The 18637-nt window shown below is 54.7% G+C and carries 17 protein-coding genes; 2 read left to right on the top strand and 15 right to left on the bottom strand.

From position 1 onward, the window contains the following. Positions 1-2 precede the first annotated feature (2 nt). The gene (locus tag P398_RS0105135; RefSeq protein WP_029334294.1) at positions 3-1445 is read right to left on the bottom strand and encodes a carbon starvation CstA family protein; all 1443 of its coding nucleotides are present in this window, start codon (positions 1443-1445) and stop codon (positions 3-5) included. 246 nt (positions 1446-1691) lie between these two features. On the opposite strand from P398_RS0105135, the gene P398_RS16945 reads away from it, so the two are divergent. Further along, on the top strand, positions 1692-1838 hold the full coding sequence (locus P398_RS16945) for a hypothetical protein (protein ID WP_167601145.1): 147 nt from the start codon (positions 1692-1694) through the stop codon (positions 1836-1838). 162 nt (positions 1839-2000) lie between these two features. After that, positions 2001-3083 carry a GGDEF domain-containing protein gene (locus P398_RS0105125; protein ID WP_029334292.1) on the top strand — a complete coding sequence of 361 codons (1083 nt, stop codon included), beginning with the start codon at positions 2001-2003 and terminating at the stop codon, positions 3081-3083. 44 nt (positions 3084-3127) lie between these two features. Here P398_RS0105125 and P398_RS0105120 read toward each other — a convergent pair whose 3' ends face one another. The 14 genes from P398_RS0105120 to fabZ all read right to left on the bottom strand — a co-directional run bounded on the left by P398_RS0105120 (position 3128) and on the right by fabZ (position 18633). After that, the gene (locus P398_RS0105120) at positions 3128-3721 is read right to left on the bottom strand and encodes a hypothetical protein (RefSeq protein WP_147287389.1); all 594 of its coding nucleotides are present in this window, start codon (positions 3719-3721) and stop codon (positions 3128-3130) included. A 42-nt stretch (positions 3722-3763) separates the two neighbouring features. After that, positions 3764-4456 (bottom strand): glycerophosphodiester phosphodiesterase, encoded by a 693-nt coding sequence (locus P398_RS0105115; protein WP_029334290.1) that lies wholly within the window; start codon positions 4454-4456, stop codon positions 3764-3766. A gap of 1 nt (position 4457) precedes the next feature. Further along, on the bottom strand, positions 4458-5768 hold the full coding sequence (locus P398_RS0105110) for an ABC transporter substrate-binding protein (protein WP_029334289.1): 1311 nt from the start codon (positions 5766-5768) through the stop codon (positions 4458-4460). Between the two features lie 15 nt (positions 5769-5783). After that, positions 5784-6593 carry a carbohydrate ABC transporter permease gene (locus P398_RS0105105; protein WP_029334288.1) on the bottom strand — a complete coding sequence of 270 codons (810 nt, stop codon included), beginning with the start codon at positions 6591-6593 and terminating at the stop codon, positions 5784-5786. Next, a complete protein-coding gene (locus tag P398_RS0105100) occupies positions 6590-7495 on the bottom strand; it encodes a carbohydrate ABC transporter permease (RefSeq protein ID WP_029334287.1) in 906 nt (301 codons plus the stop codon). Before P398_RS0105100 ends, P398_RS0105105 begins: the two co-directional genes overlap by 4 nt. Beyond that, positions 7492-8583 (bottom strand): ABC transporter ATP-binding protein, encoded by a 1092-nt coding sequence (locus P398_RS0105095; protein WP_029334286.1) that lies wholly within the window; start codon positions 8581-8583, stop codon positions 7492-7494. Before P398_RS0105095 ends, P398_RS0105100 begins: the two co-directional genes overlap by 4 nt. Further along, a complete protein-coding gene (locus P398_RS0105090) occupies positions 8580-9167 on the bottom strand; it encodes a glycerol-3-phosphate responsive antiterminator (RefSeq protein WP_231557619.1) in 588 nt (195 codons plus the stop codon). The genes P398_RS0105095 and P398_RS0105090 overlap by 4 nt, the downstream gene beginning before the upstream one ends. 202 nt (positions 9168-9369) lie before the next feature. After that, positions 9370-10857 (bottom strand): cryptochrome/photolyase family protein, encoded by a 1488-nt coding sequence (locus tag P398_RS0105085; RefSeq protein ID WP_029334285.1) that lies wholly within the window; start codon positions 10855-10857, stop codon positions 9370-9372. Between the two features lie 161 nt (positions 10858-11018). Then, positions 11019-14312, bottom strand: a complete 3294-nt coding sequence (locus tag P398_RS0105080; protein WP_029334284.1) for an Ig-like domain-containing protein — start codon at positions 14310-14312, stop codon at positions 11019-11021. A 148-nt stretch (positions 14313-14460) separates the two neighbouring features. Beyond that, complete coding sequence (locus P398_RS0105075; RefSeq protein ID WP_029334283.1) at positions 14461-14739, bottom strand: hypothetical protein; 279 nt, start codon at positions 14737-14739, stop codon at positions 14461-14463. Between the two features lie 57 nt (positions 14740-14796). Continuing rightward, on the bottom strand, positions 14797-15846 hold the full coding sequence (locus P398_RS0105070; protein WP_029334282.1) for a C45 family autoproteolytic acyltransferase/hydolase: 1050 nt from the start codon (positions 15844-15846) through the stop codon (positions 14797-14799). A gap of 63 nt (positions 15847-15909) precedes the next feature. Next, complete coding sequence (locus P398_RS0105065; protein WP_029334281.1) at positions 15910-17649, bottom strand: methyl-accepting chemotaxis protein; 1740 nt, start codon at positions 17647-17649, stop codon at positions 15910-15912. A gap of 97 nt (positions 17650-17746) precedes the next feature. Further along, on the bottom strand, positions 17747-18199 hold the full coding sequence (locus P398_RS0105060) for a hypothetical protein (RefSeq protein ID WP_024370815.1): 453 nt from the start codon (positions 18197-18199) through the stop codon (positions 17747-17749). An 11-nt stretch (positions 18200-18210) separates the two neighbouring features. Further along, complete coding sequence (fabZ, locus tag P398_RS0105055; RefSeq protein ID WP_021066156.1) at positions 18211-18633, bottom strand: 3-hydroxyacyl-ACP dehydratase FabZ; 423 nt, start codon at positions 18631-18633, stop codon at positions 18211-18213. Positions 18634-18637 lie beyond the last annotated feature (4 nt).

Raw genomic sequence — 18637 nt, 5'->3', positions numbered from 1 at the left:
TGTCATGCGGCTGTATCGATATCGACGTCGCAGTCCATGTTCTGGGCCCGCATCGAACGCGCGCGCACGTGGAACAAGACGAGCAACGTGATGGTCCCGATCGTGGCGATGACGTACGGGATCGGCCCGTCCATCTTGAAGCCGATCGGCGCCGTCAGGATGTAGAACCAGACCGCGTACAGCATGAACGTGCCCGGGACGAGCGCGATGTAGTGGTTGCGCCCCTTGATATACAAGTACATCGCCCCGACGAAGAGCGCGATGACGGCCGTCGTCTGGTTCGCCCAGTTGAAGTACTGCCAGAGCATCTGGAAGTCCATGTTCGTCAACACGTACGAGATGGCGAAGAGCGGCAGTGCGATCCAAAGACGTGAGGCGAACTTCTTCTGCGCGACCTTCAAGTAGTCGGCGATGATCATCCGGGCGCTGCGGAACGCCGTGTCGCCGGACGTGATCGGCAGGACGATGACGCCGAGGATGGCGAGCGTGCCGCCGATGCTGCCGAGCATGAGCGTCGCCACTTCCTGGACGACGAGCGCCGGGGTGCCGTCCTGGATCATCCCGAGCAGTTCACCCGGCTCGAAGATGGCCATGGCCGCACCGGCCCATACCATCGCGATGACCGCCTCGACGATCATCATGCCGTAGAAGATCGAGCGGCCGTTGCTCTCCTTCATCGTCGTCCGCGAGATGATCGGCGACTGGGTCGCATGGAAGCCGGACAGGGCCCCGCACGAGATCGTGAAGAAGAGGAGCGGCCAGATCGGCAGGCCGTCCGGGTGCATGTTCGTCAGTGACATCTCCGGCACCTTGTAGCCCTGTGCGAACAGGCTGACCCCGATGCCGACGGCGCTGATCAACAGGAGCGCGCCGAAGAACGGGTAGATGCGGCCGATGATCTTGTCGACCGGGAGGAGCGTCGCCAAAATGTAGTAAGCGAAGATGGCGAAGATGACGAAGACGAGCGTCGACGCGTCCCCACCGAACAAGTTGTTGATCATGTTGCTCGGTGACGTGACGAACACCGTCCCGACCAAGAGAAGTAAGAGCAAGGCGAACCCGTTGACGATATGGCGAAGCGAGCGACCGAGGAACTTCTCGGCGAGCTGCGGCAAGTGCGCCCCGTTGTTACGAAGCGAGATCATGCCCGTCAAATAGTCGTGCACGGCCCCGGCGAAGATCGACCCGAAGACGATCCAGAGGAACGCGACCGGGCCATAGAGCGCCCCCATGATCGGCCCGAAGATCGGCCCGACGCCGGCGATGTTCAACAGCTGGATCATCGAGTTGCGTTTCTTGCCCATCGGCACATAATCGATGCCGTCCTGTGACGCGAAGGCGGGCGTCGTCCGCTCCTCCTTGATGCCGAACGTCTTCTCGACGTAGCGGCCGTAAACGAGATAACCGATCAATAGTAATCCTAATGCGATGAAGAATGTGATCATTTTGATGTTCCTCCTATATATGACGGATAATGAATGAATTATTGTGAAAATTATCACAAGTCAAATATAGCAGGGTCCCTTTCGATGCGCCACATGTTTTTGCTCACTATTTCACATGAAAATAATACTGTTCATTAATTAGACAAACGTTGATATAGAGCCGTTTTTATGAAAACGCTATCAACAAGAATGAGGTGTCCCGGTTTCGGGAAGAAATAAATGAAGCGCAAGAAAGGATGGATGAGCATGAATCGACAACGTGGTTTTTTGGCACTCCCGGTCGCCGTCGCCTTCATCGTCATATTCGGTTTGATCTTCGACAATTGGTGGATCGGGCTCGGCATCGGTATCGCGATGTTTTTCGCCTTTCAAGGGACGAAGAAGAAAGCATGAGCACAGGTCACTTTTCGAGTGGCTTGTGCTCTTTTTTGAACAAAGATGAAAGAAAAGGAAGGCACTGTCTTTTTTCATCCGCTAATGAAATCTATTATGAATTGACATTTTTTAACGGTCTGTTACGTTTGTGGTATAGCTATTTTTGAAGGAAGTGACATTGTGCCGTTTACCGCCCTCCTGCTGAACGCCTCTGTTGCGTTCAAAGGCTTCTACCTGATTTCCAAGTTGTATCACTCCGACCGCTTCGGCTCCTTTCGATCCCGTGGCTTCTTAATCGGATTATTGACCGGGGGACTCGGTCTGTTTCTCATGGTCAACGCGGTCCAAGCGAACGATGAGGTTCGCGTCGACTTACGGTACTTGCCGCTCGTCCTGCTCGCCTTTTACGGGGCCCGCTTCCCGCTCTTGATTGCGACGGTCATCATCGCGAGCACCCGCTTTCTGTTCGGGCTGACCGACCAGGCCATCGTCGCGTTTATCGCCACGTTCGTCGTCGGCGTCGGCATGTGGTGGATTCATCGTCACGTCCGTCGTCTGTTGTTGCAGAGTATGCTGTTGCACGTCTGGGCGCTCTTCATCACCTCGGTCTCGATCCTCATCAATCTCGGTTGGAACAGTGCTTACGTCGAGATTGTCTTGACGTTTTGGATCGTCGGACTGCTCGTCGGGACACTCGCGAGCCTACTCGCCATCGACTTAGAACAAATGACTCGACGTTCCAAGGAATATAAACATTCGGCCGAACGCGACCATTTGACCGGTTTGTTCAATCGCCGCATGTGGGAGGAACGAACCACATCACTCGTGTCTGAAAGCAGGACGTACAACGTGCTCGCACTTGATATTGATCATTTCAAACGTGTGAACGATACGTACGGTCATCCGAACGGTGACCTCGTCTTGAAACGATTCGCCGAACTGTTGAAGATCGAGACACGTTCCCATGACGTGGTCGCACGAATCGGAGGCGAAGAGTTCATCATTCTCATCTATGACTTGTCTCCCGAAAAAGTGGCCAAAGTTTCCGAGCGGATTCGGAAACGGATTGAGGCCGAGGCGTTTACCTTATCTGACGGGACATCGATTCAAGTCAGCGTCTCAATCGGCATCGCCCATGGGAGCGCGCTCCCGGTCGAATCGATGAGCGACGTTGCCGATACGGCGCTCTATCAAGCGAAAGACAATGGACGAAACCAGACCGTGCTGTTACACGCCGACGCACGCATGCTCGTTCCGAATTGATAAAAGGAGGTCTCCTCATCGCAAGCTGATGAGCGGACCTCCTTTTATAATTTACCGAACGTCTCAAGCGCTCGCAAATAACGACGATACCCGTCTTTTATTTCTTCCTCCGTCACGTCAGACGGCCACATCGAACGCGGGATCCGTCCTGTATTTTTCGCACCGCCCATATGTGCATAAATGTACGACACGACTTCTTGACTCGTGTCGCGCGTCAAAAAGCCGGTCACGTATATCCCGTCCTGACTCTCGAGAACGATGTCGAGACGGCGTCCCTCTTGCTCGTCGATAATCAATTGGTTGTAGCGTCGATGCGCCTCGTCCTTATGCTTATACACCATGCCTCGCCGCGCGTTGTCGTCACGTTCCCACTTAGAGTCCGCTCGCTCTTTCGCGTTAAAGATTTTCTCGAGGACGGCCGGGTCGTCAATCGTGATGCAACAAAAAATGTGCGGATAGGACAGTTGGTCGTCATTCACCAAGTCCATAATGTCCGTCTTCGGGATGATGTGCGCTTTATAACGGACGAGCAGACGGCGAACGACCTCTTCTTTTTCGAAGACGAGCCACTGCTTCCTGCGCTCGAACTTCTCGTGGAGCATCTTATAGTCCATATGATTCACCTCACCAATCAGCATACCAAAAAACGGCGTCCGCTCGTTCATGGACACCGCTTCTATTCAGCGAATCGATTCGCGTACTGGCGCTAACAACTCCACATCATCCGTCATGACCGCGTCGACATGCATCGTGTCAGGGAGCTCGCTCAGGTCATTGATTGTGTACAAGCGTGTTCGAATCCCTCTTTCACATAACGTTTGCCACGCACGCGTCCCGACGAAGGCAGGCTGTGCGTGAACGGCCTCGGCTTGAATGTGTTCGACGAACTCGACCAAGTCGGGATGCCCGTCCCCCGTCAGCACGGCAATCCTCGCCTCAGGTGCGACCTCACGCAAGCGGACGAGCGTGTCCGGGTTGAACGAGGAGAAGACAACGCGGTCCTCGAGGCCGAACTCTTCCGTTGCGAGCCACGCGAGTGATTCGATTCCATCGTAGGCGAATTGGTCCGTCTTCAGTTCAACGTTCACCGTGACGTCGTGCGGTGTGACGAGCACGAGCACTTCCTCGAGCGTCGGGATGCGTTCCCCTTCACTTCGAAGCGCGCGCAGTTGACGGAGCGTCATGTCTTTCACATAGCCGCTCCCGTCCGTCGTCCGGTCGACCGTCTCGTCATGGATGACGACGAGGCGGCCGTCTTTTGACAGCTGTACGTCGAGCTCGATGCCGTCGGCGTAAGGAAGAGCCGCCTCGAACGCTTGCAATGTGTTCTCGGGATATTTGGCGCTATAACCGCGATGAGCGTACACTTTCATTTCACTGCCCCAAGGTGGAAGTCGTCTCGTCGGCCGCACGCTTCAACGCGTCCTCGACCGACACGCCTTGATACAAGCTCTCCATCGCATTGACGACGCTCTGGCGTGATTGCGGGAACGACGAGATGAGCGCGCCTTGTGTCGCCGGCGACGTCTTCGTCTCGCTCAACTGGTCGACCGTCACTTTGAGCTGTGGATACTCGGCCCATACTTCTTCGACGATCGGTTCGTTGTACGCGTCCGGGTTGATAGCGAAGTATCCCGTCTCGACGTGCCATTTCGCCTGCGCTTCTTTCGAGGCGGCGAATTTCATGAACTCCCACGCCCCTTGTTTCGTCTCGTCGGCGATGCCGTCACCCATCCAGAGCGAGGCGCCTCCGATGACGACGCCTTCCCGGTCCGACTCGTTCGGTACCGGCAAGTACGAGACACCGACGTCAAACGGCGCGTTGTCGACGACTGTTCTTACACCGGCCGACGAGTCGAGGTACATGGCGACGTTGCCCGATTGGAAGGCGGCGCGCATGTCGTCCCAATTTTGACCGACATTCAAGAACGTCTTCTCGTCGTACATGTCTTTAATCAAATTGAAGGCGTTCTGCCCTTCTTCCCCGTCAAACACTGCTTTCGTCGGATTTCCGCTACGCCCGTTGTCGTTGTCGACGTAAAGACCGCCCTGGGCTGCGACGAGCTGCTCGAAGAACCAGCCGTAGTTGAGGATCGTGAATCCGGTCTGGTCGTCGGTCGTGAGTGCCTTCGCCGCTTGTTTCAACTCGTCATACGTACGCGGCGCCTTCTCCGCGTCGAGCCCTGCTTCTTTGAACGCGTCCTTGTTGTAGATGAGCACCGGTGTCGACGAGTTGAACGGCATCGAGTATTGCTTTCCGTCGACTTGATAGTAGCTCAAGATGTTCTCTTCCCAGACGCCCGTGTCGAAGTTCTCTTTGTCGATGAACTCTTGGACCGGCGTGATTTTGTTCGTGTCGATCATATACTTCGTCCCGACCTCGAACGTCTGCATGATCGCCGGTGCGTCCGCCGAGCCGGCGACGGCGTTGAACTTCGTGAGCGCCTCTTCATACGTCCCTTGGAAGATCGGCGTCACTTCATAGTCGTCTTGCGAAGCGTTGAAGTCGTCGACTTGGTTGTTGAGCGCGGTCTCCAAGTCCCCGCTCATCGCGTGCCAGAACACGACTTCCGTCTTCCCGTCTGCGGTCGCCGCCGCTTCTGGTGCCGCCTCCTCGCTGCCGCACGCCCCGAGCAATAACACCGAACTGGCCAATCCTGCGAATAATCCCCATTTTTTCTTCATGTAAACTTCCTCCTTTTATTTGATGGCACCTTGCGTCAAGCCTTCTTGCAATTGCTTTTGTCCCGCGAACAGTAAGAGCAGTGTCGGGATGATGATCATGACGACGGCCGCCATGACGACGCCCCAATCCGAGGCAATCTCGTTCGACTGCATCTGTTTGATTCCGATTTGCACCGTTCGCGCTTGCTCCGTGTTCGTCACAAGGAGTGGCCATAAGTACATGTTCCATGTCGTCAAAAAGCTATACACCGACAATGTGACGAGTGGCGTCTTCGAGACCGGTAAGACGACGTTCCAAAAGAAACGGAAGCGGCTGATGCCGGCGATTTGTGACGCCTCGTACATCTCGTGCGGGATCGTCTTGAACTGTTGCCGAAGTAGGAATGTCCCGAAGGCGAGCGCGAAGAACGGCACGGACAAGCCCCACACCGAGTTGAGCCAACCGAGCGACTGCACGGTCAAGAAGTTCGGCACCATCGTCGCTTCCCACGGCACCATCATCGTCGCGAGAAACAGCATGAAGATGAGCCCTTTCCCTTTGAAGTCGATGAAGACGAACGCGAACGCGGCGAGGCTCGACAAAACGACTTGTCCGACCATGACGAGGAGCGCGACGACGAGACTGTTGACGAGATACGTCAACAGCGGGATCCGCTCGAACGCGGCGACGTAGTTCGCGAGCGATGGTTCTTCCGGGATGAGGTTGCCTTTTAGCACCTCGCCCCCGTCCATAAGGCTGATCGAGAACGCATAGACGATCGGGAACAGCATGACGCCGGCGCTCAAGACGAGCAGCGTATATACGAGTGCATTTCGCATCGTCATTGGTAATGCACCTTCCTTTCGACGAGCTTGAACTGGAGCCACGTCAACAGGAGCACCGTCACGAATAAGAGCACGGCCTGCGCACTCGCGCCGCCGACGTTATAGTTGATGAACGCGTCCTTATAGATGGCGTAGACGATGACGTTCGTCGAGTTCGTCGGTCCGCCTTTCGTCAACAAATCGATCTGCCCGAACGTCTGGAACGCGTTGATGAGCGAGATGATGCCGACGAAGAACAGCGTCGGTGACAGCATCGGGATCGTGATGGCCCGGAGTTGCGTCCAATACCCCGTCCCGGCGATGTCCGCACTCTCATAGAGCGTCCGGTCGATGTTTTGCAGGCCGCCGAGGAGAATCAGAAACGTGAACCCGATATTCATCCAGACGGTCGCGAGCGACACGGACAGGAGCGCGTATTGCGGATCGAGGAGCCACTGTACCCCGCTCGCCCCGACCGCTTCTAAAAAGCGGTTGAAGATGCCGATCGACGGGTTATACATGAACATCCAGATGACCGATGAGGCGGCGACGCTCATCCCCATCGTCGCCGAGAACGCCGTCCGGAAGAATCCGATGCCGCGCAACTTCTCGTTGGCAAGCAAGGCGAGACCGAGCGCGACCAGAATCGTGAGCGGCACGGTCAAGGCGACGAACCCGACCGTCGCCTGAACACTTTGCCAAAACGTCGCGCTCGTGAAGAGCCGGGCATAGTGCCCGATCCCGACGAATTCGAGCGGCGTCCCTTGCGTGTCCGTCCGGAAGAAGCTCAAGTAAATCGTACGGAGGAGCGGATAGACGAGGAAGATCCCGAATAACGCGATGGACGGCGACAAGTACAGTAGGCCACTCGCCGCATCCGACAGTCGGGCCTTCACCCGTTGTCTCGGCAATGCGACCGTCATTGGAACACCTCCAACGCCTCGAACAGTTTCGGTTGACGCGGCTCGATCCGTTGACCTGCCGCATCGAAGAGCGACATCTGTTTCGGGTCGACGTAACAGGCGACCTTCTCCCCGATCGAGAGCGGCCACTGCCCCGGCCATTTGGCGAGCCATTCGGCCCCGCCGACGTCAAAGGCGAGAATCGTCTCCGTCCCGAGCACCTCGATATTTTTCAGCTCGGCATAGAACGTGACGTCGTCTTTTGCCGGATGGATTTGTTCCGGCCGGACGCCGAGCGTCGCCGTCTCTTCCGCCGTGACCGTGTTCGGGCGGAACAAACGCCCGTCCGAGGCGATCCAGCCGCCCTCGACGCGTGACACCTCAGTCAAGTTCATTGGCGGTGAGCCGATGAATGAGGCGACGAACGTGTTCGCCGGCTTGTTGTACAGATCGAGCGGCTTGCCGACTTGTTGAACTTCCCCTTCGTTCAACAGCATCATCCGATCGGCCATCGTCATCGCCTCGACTTGGTCGTGCGTGACGTAAATCATCGTCAAGTTCAGCTTGCGTTGCAGCTGCCGAATCTCGGAGCGCATTTTGGCGCGGAGCTTGGCGTCAAGGTTCGAGAGCGGCTCGTCCATGAGGCAAATCGGCGCCTCGGTGACGATCGCCCGGGCCAGGGCGACCCGTTGGCGTTGCCCGCCTGACAGTTCCCGCGGCTTTCGCTTCAAGTAATCGGTCAGTCCGAGTGTCTCGGCGGCCGCATGGCAACGTTCGCGCTGCTCGAGCTTCGTCAGTCCTTTCGTATGTAGGCCGAACGTGATGTTCTTCTCGACCGTCATATGCGGATAGAGCGCGTAGTTTTGGAACACCATCGACAGTTGGCGCTCGCTCGGCTTGAGCTCGTTCGCGGCGACGCCGTCAATCCGGAGCGTCCCGGCCGTGATCGACTCGAGTCCGGCGATCATACGGAGCATCGTGCTCTTGCCGCAGCCGGACGGTCCGACGAGCGCGAAAAACTCGCCCGCCTCGATCGTGACGTCGATGCCACGGATGACCTCGGTGTCACCATACGACTTTTTGATTTGTTGCAATTGAATCGACTTCATATGATGTCCTCCTTCATTCCTTGTGACGCCCAAAGCCGCTCGTCCCCCGTCGAGACGGCGAACGCACCGTGCGAGAGCGCTTGATGCACCTCAATCGGCTTACGGATCATGCCTCCCGTCACGATCGGGAACGGCACGCTCCCGGCGACGTGCTCGATGACGTTCGGGATGAGGCCCGGCATGAGTTCGAGCGCGTCCGGCTCATGGTCGTTCGCCATCTTGATGCCAGACGTGACGGCATCCGAGTCGACGAGGAAGAGGCGTTGCACCGTCATGAGTCCGGCGCGTTTCGCGTGCTGGATGACCGACGCTTTCGTCGTGACGATACCGTCTGCGCCGACGCGCTTCGCCAAATAGTCGATGCCGTCCCGGTCAAGGCTGATACCGTTGATGCGCTCGGCGTGCAAGAAGACGGTCTTGTTCTCACGTTTCAGATGCGACACGTAGCGGTCGAGCGTGCTGAGCGTGCCCATCATGAGGAACGTCGTCGTGACGTCCGATTGCAGGAACTTCTCGAATTGTTTCGGCGACTTGATGGAGGCGATCATCTTCTCCTCACCGATCGTGCGAAGTGTTTCATTCACTTGACTCACCCTTTCCTAAAAAAAGGACCAACAGAAACTAGACGTCAATGACGTAAGGGCTTCTGTTGGTCTCTCGAATGTTCTACCGTTTGCTATTCACTTGGGGGTTGTGGGGTCTCACAAGTCCTATCGTAACGGACGAATGTAAATCTCCTGTGAAGCGTGTGCAAAAAATTGTGAAGACGACGTAAAAAAAACCAACTCACAAGGAGTCGGTTGCGTCGATCGTTTGTCTCGCCTTCGCCAAGATGTCCGCTTTGACGTCATCATCACGGCCTTGCCAGTTCCGGAGCATCATCTTCATCCGCTGATTGTCTTTGAAGCGCTCCTGATGTTTGTCGATAAAATTCCAATAGAGGGCGTTGAACGGGCACGCGTCTTCCTCGGTCGTATGTTTCGGATTGTACTTGCACCCTTTACAGTAATCGCTCATCCGGTCGATATACTTCCCGGAAGCGATATACGGTTTCGTCGCGAGCTTGCCGCCGTCCGCGTGGAGCGCCATGCCGAGCACGTTCGGCAACACGACCCAGTCGTAAGCGTCGATATACATCTCATTGAACCAGTCACTCGTCTGTTGCGGTGAGATCTCGAACAACGTCGCGAAGTTACCGAGCACCATGAGCCGCTGGATGTGGTGGTTGTGCGCCCGCTCGATGACCGGCTTCACGCTTTGGTAGATACAATGCATGTCCGTCTTCGCGTCCCAGAACGAGTCGGGTAAGTCGCGCTCGTGCTTGAACGTGTTGACCGACTCGTAGCCGGGCATCGACGCCACGTAGACGGCACGCATATATTCCCGCCAACCGAGAATTTGTCGGACGAACCCTTCGATTGAGGCGAGCGGCGCGTCAGCCGCGCATGCGGCCTCGACGACTTCACGTGGCGTGAGGAGTCCGATGTTGAGCGCCGCCGACAACAGACTGTGTGACATCTCTTGATTTTCTGACAGCATCGCGTCTTGATACGGTCCGAACGTCTCGAGGCGCTCTTTAATGAAACGATTCAACGCACGCCGCGCCTCACTCCGCGTCACCGGCCAGACGAACGGCGTGATGTCTCCTGGGTTGTCTTGAAAATCACGCTCGACTTTTTCAATGACGGCTTTCGTGATTTTGTCCGGACGGAAATGAATCGGTGCCGGGAACGTCAGCCCGGCTTTCGGGGGGTTGCGGTTATCCGCATCGAACGACCATTTCCCGCCCTGGGGTTTCCCGTCCTCGAGCAGTACATCAAAGCGTTTGCGCATCTGGCGGTAGAAGCGGTCCATCCGCCACGGCTCGCTGCCAATCGCGTCGACAGCCTCCTCCTTCGTTAAATAGAAGAGCGGCACGTCGGTGTGTTCGACGAGTGTGTGTTTCTTCCCGAACTGTTTGATTTTCTTCTCCATGGCGGCGTCGGTGACGGCGATGTAATGGATCGCTGCCGGGTCATATCGTTTGAAGTGGTTGTCCCACGCGTCTTGGAACGAGTCGGCCTCGTGATAGTCGACGGTGAAGCCTTTCTCACGTAGCTCGTCCGCGAAGTGACGCATCGCCGAGAAGACGAGGACGAGCTTTTGTTTATGGTACGTCCGCCACATCGCCCGTGACGTCGCCTCGATCATGACGATGACGTCACCGTCTTCAACGTGGTCGAACATCTCAAGTTCGTGCGACAGCTGGTTGCCGAAAATCCAAAATGAGCGCATGAAATCAACTCCTTTGCCTGTTTTGAGTATCTGTCCCGTAAAAATGAGGACCGTTCATCTTGCGAATATATCTGTTTCCATTATAAAGATAAGCAATCTAGCATTTCTGTTTTGAATATGCAAAAAGTTTCCCGGGACATACTAGCCCCGAGAAACTTTTTTTATCGTTGTACGGCGGTATTGATTCGTTTTGTCGCATAACCAGAACGCGTCATTTCGACCGTCAACATATTGCCTTGCCGTTGTTTATTCACATACGCTTTGAAGTTTCCTTTCGCGTCGACTTTTACAGCCTTCCCGACCTTCGATGCACCATTGTACACTTGTACGGTCGCACCCGGATGCCCTTTGCCCGTTACATAGATGTGGCTAGAACGAAGTGTGTTCACGCTAAATTGTTTAAACACATGTTTAATCGTTTGTACGGCAGCAGAAGAGGCGTTTCCCGCCGCGTCTTTCGCACGAATGGTGACACTTTTTCCAGGAACCCATTTTTTAATGGCATACGCGTATACACCTGAGTTATTCGCTTTTGTAGAATATGTGTGCCCGTTATACGTGATGAGAACAGTTGCACCTTTTTCAGCTTTTCCAGTAATTTTCGTCGTCACCGCCGAGATTTCATTGACGGTTGGTTTTGTAGGTGCTGTGTTGTCCTTTGCCTGAATCGTGAGCGAAGAAGGTTTCCCGAGTTTATGAATCGTCACAAACTTTAAACTTTCCCCTTCTTTGTAGGCACGGATGAGATTAAAGTTGAACTTCCCAGTCCCATCGATTGACGTTCGACCAATCCGAGCAGAGCCGCTCCATACCTCAAGTGTCGCATGAGCCTCGCCTACACCCGTGACAGCACGCAGGCCTTGTTGGAATTTGACGTTTGATACATTCTTTCCGATGTACGGTTTCGTGATTGTCTTTGTCACGTCATATTTCACTGTTTTGTCTGGATTGATCAGTTTCACCGTCACCTTGGCAGGCAATGTAATGTCGTTCGGCCATGTGATGACACTACCCATTTGATCTTGTTTGACTGTCTTTCCATTCACAGTGAATTCGTATTGACTTTGAATCATATGGTCCAGAGGAGAATAGAACCAAATTTTTTGACCGCCGTCTAAACGGATGTCTTGAATTTTTTCCCCGACCGGTGACACGTAAGCATACGATCGATTGCCTGCCGCATCCATGGATGTGATTTTCACTTGACTGTAGTGTTTTCCATCTTTGAACGAGTAAATCGGGTCTGTCGTCTTGATCACGAAGTCGCCCGTCTTCGAAACGGTGACTGTTTTTTCTTTATCACTCCGATACGTGAATGTCACTTTTGCGCCCGGTTCGGTTTTCCCATAAATGACATGTTCCCCCGGCAATACATATTTTTGCTGTGTCAACTTTGGTCGTGTGATGTCCTTGACCGTGACTTTATTCCCTTCCGACCAGTTTCCAGATCGGTCTTTCGCTTTGACAATCAGGTGAGTCACTCCGTCCGGCTTTAAGTTCGAGACCGGTAACTGTGCGAACGTCGTGAAACCAGAACTATGCTCAGGGAATGAACGGATTGGTTTGACGATTCCCTCCCGCAACAGCGTCGTTCCTTTGTAGTAGGCGATTGTAAAGTCATTCACGGATTCGCTCGCCTCGACGTCCATTTGTTTTCCGAGGTCTGAAAGCACCTCGTATACACGTAACGTCGGTCGCACCGTATCTTTGACTTCATACTTGAACGTTTGATCCGCCTTACCCGAAGCACTGACGAGCACGTTAAACGCGTTCACTTTCTTCAAGTCGACGGCAAACTCAAATTTCCCTTGTGCATCTGCCTTCACTTCTCTCACGACACCGCTTGTGAATTTGAGTGAGGCGTTCGGTTCCGTCGTCCCTTTCAGTAACGTCGTATCGTTCGTCAAGTCAGGGATGAGCGGCTTTTGAATCGCGTCGAACTTTCCTTCCACCCAATCCGATACACGTCCGTCTTGAAGGACGGTCCGAATCATGAACGTGTCGTTCACCTCGAGTGGGATGAACGGGTTGTTCAAATCTGCTTTCTCCAATAACGATCGCCCGTCCGCTTTCTCGATTTTCGCTTCAAACGTGAGCGATTGGTTCGGATAATAGAACGATGGGACGCTGATGGCAACCCGGTCACTCTGCATCTTCAAAATCGGTGTAGGCGCCAGACGATTGTCCTCGGCGCGAACCTCCCAAAGCGGATTTCGATAGTCGTACTCATCTAAGTAAGAGACGGTAAAGTTCACACCATACAGTTTTGGCAACGGAAAGACGATGTCACCATTTGTGTCACTGTTTGCGCGGAAACGGATTTGTCGATAACCGGCTCGACGATCCTCATATGTTACGATGAACGTTTGATTCGGGGTCGCCTTCCCAATCAATTGCGCGTCGTCAAGGTCGAACATTTTTGTTTCGAACTTAATGGTACGAACATCGCGTTTCACGGTCACTTCTTTCGTGAAAATCGTCGCGTTTTCTTGTTGAATCGTGAATGTGCGCTTCGACTGGTCGTTCTGTGGATAGTAACAGCCGAAATAACCGACCTCGTCACTGATCGTACACGTCTCACCGTCGAGAGAAATCACCGAACCTGGGAGTGTCACGCCTCGGAACTGGGTGAGCGACTCCTCGATGACGAGCAACGGCTTCTCCATCGTCGCTACGAATGCAGGCATTGTGAACGCCTGTACCCCTTCAGTCGTCTGATTCAAATGAGCGGCCTGCACCGTGTACGTCTGATTCTGATAAGCACGCGGCTCCCAGCCCGTGAACGGGAAATCAAATTGACCGGTTGCATCGGCTTGACCGGTCTTCACCTCGTGTCCGACCTTCATGTTTACGGAGACATAAGGTAGTGTCTTGCCTGAGACACGTAACATCTCATGCGGGGGTGCGTCCAACTGAATGATGTCTGTTGCCGCAGCCGTTGCCGAGTACGTTTTAATTGGCGTCGATGCTTTCTCGGGACTACTGACATACACACTCACCGTCTCCGCCTTATTTTTCGGGATTCGCAACTCACCAATCGCATCTCTCACTCTTCCCTCGTAGGTCGCGTGAATGGTATGGTTCGGATGGGTGAAAAATACGAACTCGTCATTGATCATCCCGATATATGTCGCGTCTTGTGGTTTGACCGGTGTCGCTGGCGCTTCGGGTTGCTTCCGTTCCGTCACGTCAATCAATTGATCAAATCCGTACGCATCACGTTGATATACTGCAATTTGTCCAACAAGTGCTTTATCGAACGTGTACGTATAATTCTTTGAAGCATCACTCTTCGTACGAACGATTTTTTCATTCGCTACAATGGTGACGTCCTGATTGGGTTGATCCGTGGTTCCTGTCACGACGTTCGGATTCGTCTCGGTTTTTATCAACGTCGCTGCTGACGTCTGATGGGGCGGAATCATCGTCCCGACCAGCATCATTACCATGAACATGGTAAAACTCTTCTTTATAAGTGCAACCATCTTTCTTATCTCCTTTTGGTAATATCTGAGTAAACAATAAAAAATATAGCACGATTTTCAATAAACTAGTCGCCACTTTCGAAAAGTAGGTCAATAAAAAAGAGCCAGACAGATGTGTCTAGCCCCGGCTCTTCCGCGTCACCGCCACCCCGCCAAAACCGCTGATGATGGCGATATAAAAGCCTAAGTCGTAAAACCAACCAGTGTTGTTCACTTCGTACACGCGATACGTGTCATTGAACAATCCTAAAATGAGTGACACCGGTGCGATCCAGCCGTGCCAAATCCCCCAAAAGAAGCCGGCCGGGTCGGTCGTGTACGTCCCGTCGCCCGGCACGCATCCGCCGAGCATGAGTATCGTGCTCAACATGATGGCTAATACTCCGATTCGTTTCATATAAATCCCTCCTGTTATCACTATTCCCCGTTTTTCATTAAAAAGCACTGACCGAAGTCAGCGCCACAATTGGACCGTGTTGGCGAACTCGATATCGGTCGCGATCTCGCCGTCGAGGGCGTGAAGGTCAAAGTCCTCGCCGTCGAGCCACGTTTGAAAATCGAAGATGACCGGGTCGCGGTCGCCACCGAGGGCGAACCACGTCTCGAGCGTCTCCGGGAAATAAGCCGCCGTATGGATTGTGCCGGCCCAGCTCTTATACAGCTCCGAGAAGACGCCTTTGTCCGAGTCGTTCATGAGCCGGAACGCGCTCTCGGCGTCTTGGACGATATGTTGATACATCTTGATCTCCATCATCCGCCGCGTCGAGTCGTCAAGATGGTAACGGTTCTCGTGCTGCAACAGCTCGAAATGGTTCGTGCAAATGTTCGACTCGCGGACTTGGATGTCGCGCGGTGTCGCCTCGATGACGCGCGTCTTCGACGACTTGTCATGGACGACGTACGTGAACGAGCCGCGATGCGGGATCTCTTTCAACAAGTCGACCGCCTCCTCGACCGTCGCGCACGTCTCGAGAATCATCCGTCCGATCATCTGACAGACGAAGCCGTCCCCCGGCCGGCGACGATTGATGAAGTTGTAGCCCATGGCGAGCCCTTTCTCGTTCATCCCGTCCATCCGTCCGGTGACGCGCGAGACGGGACCGATGACAGCGTAGCCTTCGTCCGGTTGGAACACGTTGAACCGTCCATCATACGTCATCGGATGATAGTCGTAGTTGCGGACGAGGAAATTGTCGCCCGTCAAAATCGAACAGCCGCTGACCGGGTTGTTCACCCGGAAGTGACCGAAGTGAAGGAGCGTATCGGCGAGCGTCAGTTCGAGCTCGTCTTGCAGGCCGAGCAGTTCTTCCCACACTTTTGGGGCGAACCGGTCGAACGCCTGCTTCGCCTCGCGCTCATCGATCTCAAAACGCGGGACGCGGAGCTTCCATTGGTTGGTCCGGTTCTCGAGCAGTTTGCTGCGCTTGATGTATTTACCTTGAAAGCGGCCGAAGTCGTAATGACTGCCGCGGAATTGTGTCAGTTCACTTGAGACGCGTTGCATGAAAAAACCTCCCTTGCGCCCATTATAGCGGACGCGCGGAAGGTCTGTCTGACTTGAAACTGTTCACAGCTTGAACTGACGGCTCATGCGTTGCATGTCCTCGGCCGTATGCGACAACTCTTTGACGAGTCGGTTCATCGTCTCGCTCGTGGCCGACATTTGCTCGGTCGAGGCCGCGACTTCTTCGTTGCCGGCCGTGCTCTCTTCCGAGATCGACGCGATGTCCGAGAGTCCTTGCTTGATATCCGTTTGGTTCGCCTTCACCCGGTCGAGCTGCGATTGCATCGAATCGGTCAGACGTTGCATGTCGCGCACACTTTGTTCGATCGCGTTGAACGCCTGTTTCGTTTCCTCGAGCGTCCGTTTGCCGTCCTCGGCGGCACGCATGCTGTCCGTGAACGTCTCTCCGAGTGCAATCGAGTTGTGTTTGACGCTTCCGACGATCTCGGAGATTTCACTGACCGATTTTGCTACGCTCGTCGATAAGTTCCGAATCTCAGAGGCGACGACGGCGAAGCCTTTCCCGTGCTCCCCGGCGCGGGCCGCTTCGATGGCCGCGTTCAAGGCGAGCAAGTTCGTCTGTTCCGAGATTTGACGAATCATCGTGACGAGCGTCGTCACTTCGTCGGCCTGGCGCTCGAAATCTTTCACTTGGCGCTGTGACGCTTGCACTTGGCCGTGGATGTTCGTCATCTTCCCGACGGCGTCCTCCATAAGATGAAGCCCAGCTGTCGTCACGCGGCTGACGTCTTCCGCTTGTCCGCTCACTTCGGCCCCGTCTTTCGTCGTCTGATCGACGAGCTCTGAGAACTCGTTCATATGGCCGTACAGCCGCATCGTCAACACGCTCTGGTTCTCGACACCGCTCGCGATTTCTTCCATCGTATAAGCGATTTGCCGTGACGCGTCGTTCACTTCTTCCGAGATACTCGCCACGTTGCCGCTCTCGTCGCGTACCGTCTGTGCCGACGTCTGTAGGTTTGAAATCAACTCTTTCAACATCTTCGCCATCTTGTCCATCGACGCGGTGAGACGCTTGATCTCATCGTTTGAGCGAATCTGGATCTTCTCCATCTCTTCGGAAGCCGTCAACAAGTCGCCTTCGGCGATATGTGTCGCGACCCGCTCAAGGTCCCGGAGCGGGCGCAACTTCCAGCCGAGGTAGCGCCAGATGGCGAACGAAGCGAACAAGAGCAATCCGAGGAGTCCGAGCAACACGGGCGGCAGACTTGCTCGCAACACGTCGTTTGTCACCGCTTCGACGTCACGCGCCCCTTTGTCGATGCCGAGAAGGCCGATGACTTCATTCCCGCGCATGATTGGCACGAGCACGGTCATGTAGTCGCCATATTCCGGGTCTTCGACGATCGGTGTCGTGACCTGTTCTCCTTCGAGCGCCGGACGCGCATCCTCGAGCGACGTCGCCGTCGTCGGTGTCCCGATGTCGACCGCATCGTCGGCGCTCATCCCGTCGACGATGATTTGTAGCTCATCTCCATCCACAGCAAGCGTATAGACGTACATCGCCCCGATTTGCGTCCGGTACGTGTCGAGCTGTTCCCGAAACTGCTCGAACGTCGCGTCTTTCGTCGGATTTTGAAGAAACGCCGCGTATGCGTCGGCGTCGATCGTCTCGCTGATTCGGTCCGCGTCTTCTACTAACACGGCCTGCATCGAACGGAGCACCGTCTGTTTCGTACTGACGACCTGCACCACCATGAAAATGATGACGAGCAACGTGACAAAGGCGAGCATCGCCAGCAAGATGCGGGTCTGTAGTGATTGTGACTTGTTTCGATTCATCGTATCCCCTCCAATTCGTCCTTATTGGATGTATCGGACGAATGGCGTAAAAATTCATACAAAAACGGACGATTTTCGACAAAATCGTCCGTGCTGTTCATTCATTTGTCGAATTGACGACTTCAAGCGGGATCGAGACCTCGATTTCCCCTTCTTCCGCAAAGTGGAAGAGCGGCAACGTCTCGGGCACGAACAAGTCCGGGTTCAAGTCGAGTTGATAGACGTACGTCCGCACGTCCCCTTCTCGCTCGGCCGTCAGTTCACCGAACGGGATCGGGACCCGATTGCCGTCGACCTCATAACTGATGACGGTCGTCGGTTCGAGGCGCCGGTCTTCGAGCATCCGGATCGTGAACAGCATCGTCGAGCTGTTCGTACGCTCGAGGGACACAGCGATCGCTTCCGATTGTCCGGCCCGCTTATCGATCATCGCTTCATCGACTTTCTGTTCGTACACGACATTCTCTTCGGTCACTTCCTCGGTCTGCAACTGCTGACAGCCGACTACCGCCATCAGTCCGAGTATTAAAGCAATCACCAACACGCGCATGTCGTTCCCCCTCACTTCAGGGCGAAAGTTAGTTCTGCTTCACAAGCGACTTCTCCATCGACTGTCGCCACGGCACGGCCTTTTCCGATCGGACCGCGCACTTTCAAGATCTCGACCTCGAGACGCAACTGGTCGCCCGGGACGACTTGACGTTTGAAACGACATCCATCGATGCCTGCAAAAAACGCGAGTTTACCGCGATTTGACTCTTGTTTGAGCATCGCGAACGCACCGACTTGTGCGAGCGCCTCGACGATCAATACGCCAGGCATGACGTTATAGTCTGGGAAGTGTCCGTTGAAGAACTCTTCGTTCGCCGTCACATTTTTTAATCCGACGGCCCGTTTGCCTTCTTCGACCTCGAGAATGCGGTCGATGAGCAAGAACGGGTACCGATGCGGGATTACTTCTTTAATCTGTTCAATCGTGTACATGGTT

The sequence above is a fragment of the Exiguobacterium aurantiacum DSM 6208 genome (genome assembly GCF_000702585.1).
Taxonomy (GTDB): domain Bacteria; phylum Bacillota; class Bacilli; order Exiguobacteriales; family Exiguobacteriaceae; genus Exiguobacterium; species Exiguobacterium aurantiacum.
The sequence above is the reverse complement of the archived record's forward strand: the minus strand, read 5'-3'. Positions and strand labels throughout refer to the sequence as shown.

What these genes read in the sequence shown, in the direction of transcription:
- P398_RS0105135 (WP_029334294.1), bottom strand. Translation starts at nt 1,445, where the DNA reads ATGATCACATTCTTCATCGCATTAGGATTACTATTGATCGGTTATCTC.
- P398_RS16945 (WP_167601145.1), top strand. Translation starts at nt 1,692, where the DNA reads ATGAATCGACAACGTGGTTTTTTGGCACTCCCGGTCGCCGTCGCCTTC.
- P398_RS0105120 (WP_147287389.1), bottom strand. Translation starts at nt 3,721, where the DNA reads ATGCTGATTGGTGAGGTGAATCATATGGACTATAAGATGCTCCACGAG.
- P398_RS0105115 (WP_029334290.1), bottom strand. Translation starts at nt 4,456, where the DNA reads ATGAAAGTGTACGCTCATCGCGGTTATAGCGCCAAATATCCCGAGAAC.
- P398_RS0105110 (WP_029334289.1), bottom strand. Translation starts at nt 5,768, where the DNA reads ATGAAGAAAAAATGGGGATTATTCGCAGGATTGGCCAGTTCGGTGTTA.
- P398_RS0105105 (WP_029334288.1), bottom strand. Translation starts at nt 6,593, where the DNA reads ATGACGATGCGAAATGCACTCGTATATACGCTGCTCGTCTTGAGCGCC.
- P398_RS0105100 (WP_029334287.1), bottom strand. Translation starts at nt 7,495, where the DNA reads ATGACGGTCGCATTGCCGAGACAACGGGTGAAGGCCCGACTGTCGGAT.
- P398_RS0105095 (WP_029334286.1), bottom strand. Translation starts at nt 8,583, where the DNA reads ATGAAGTCGATTCAATTGCAACAAATCAAAAAGTCGTATGGTGACACC.
- P398_RS0105085 (WP_029334285.1), bottom strand. Translation starts at nt 10,857, where the DNA reads ATGCGCTCATTTTGGATTTTCGGCAACCAGCTGTCGCACGAACTTGAG.
- P398_RS0105080 (WP_029334284.1), bottom strand. Translation starts at nt 14,312, where the DNA reads ATGTTCATGGTAATGATGCTGGTCGGGACGATGATTCCGCCCCATCAG.
- P398_RS0105075 (WP_029334283.1), bottom strand. Translation starts at nt 14,739, where the DNA reads ATGAAACGAATCGGAGTATTAGCCATCATGTTGAGCACGATACTCATG.
- P398_RS0105070 (WP_029334282.1), bottom strand. Translation starts at nt 15,846, where the DNA reads ATGCAACGCGTCTCAAGTGAACTGACACAATTCCGCGGCAGTCATTAC.
- P398_RS0105065 (WP_029334281.1), bottom strand. Translation starts at nt 17,649, where the DNA reads ATGAATCGAAACAAGTCACAATCACTACAGACCCGCATCTTGCTGGCG.
- P398_RS0105060 (WP_024370815.1), bottom strand. Translation starts at nt 18,199, where the DNA reads ATGCGCGTGTTGGTGATTGCTTTAATACTCGGACTGATGGCGGTAGTC.
- fabZ (WP_021066156.1), bottom strand. Translation starts at nt 18,633, where the DNA reads ATGTACACGATTGAACAGATTAAAGAAGTAATCCCGCATCGGTACCCG.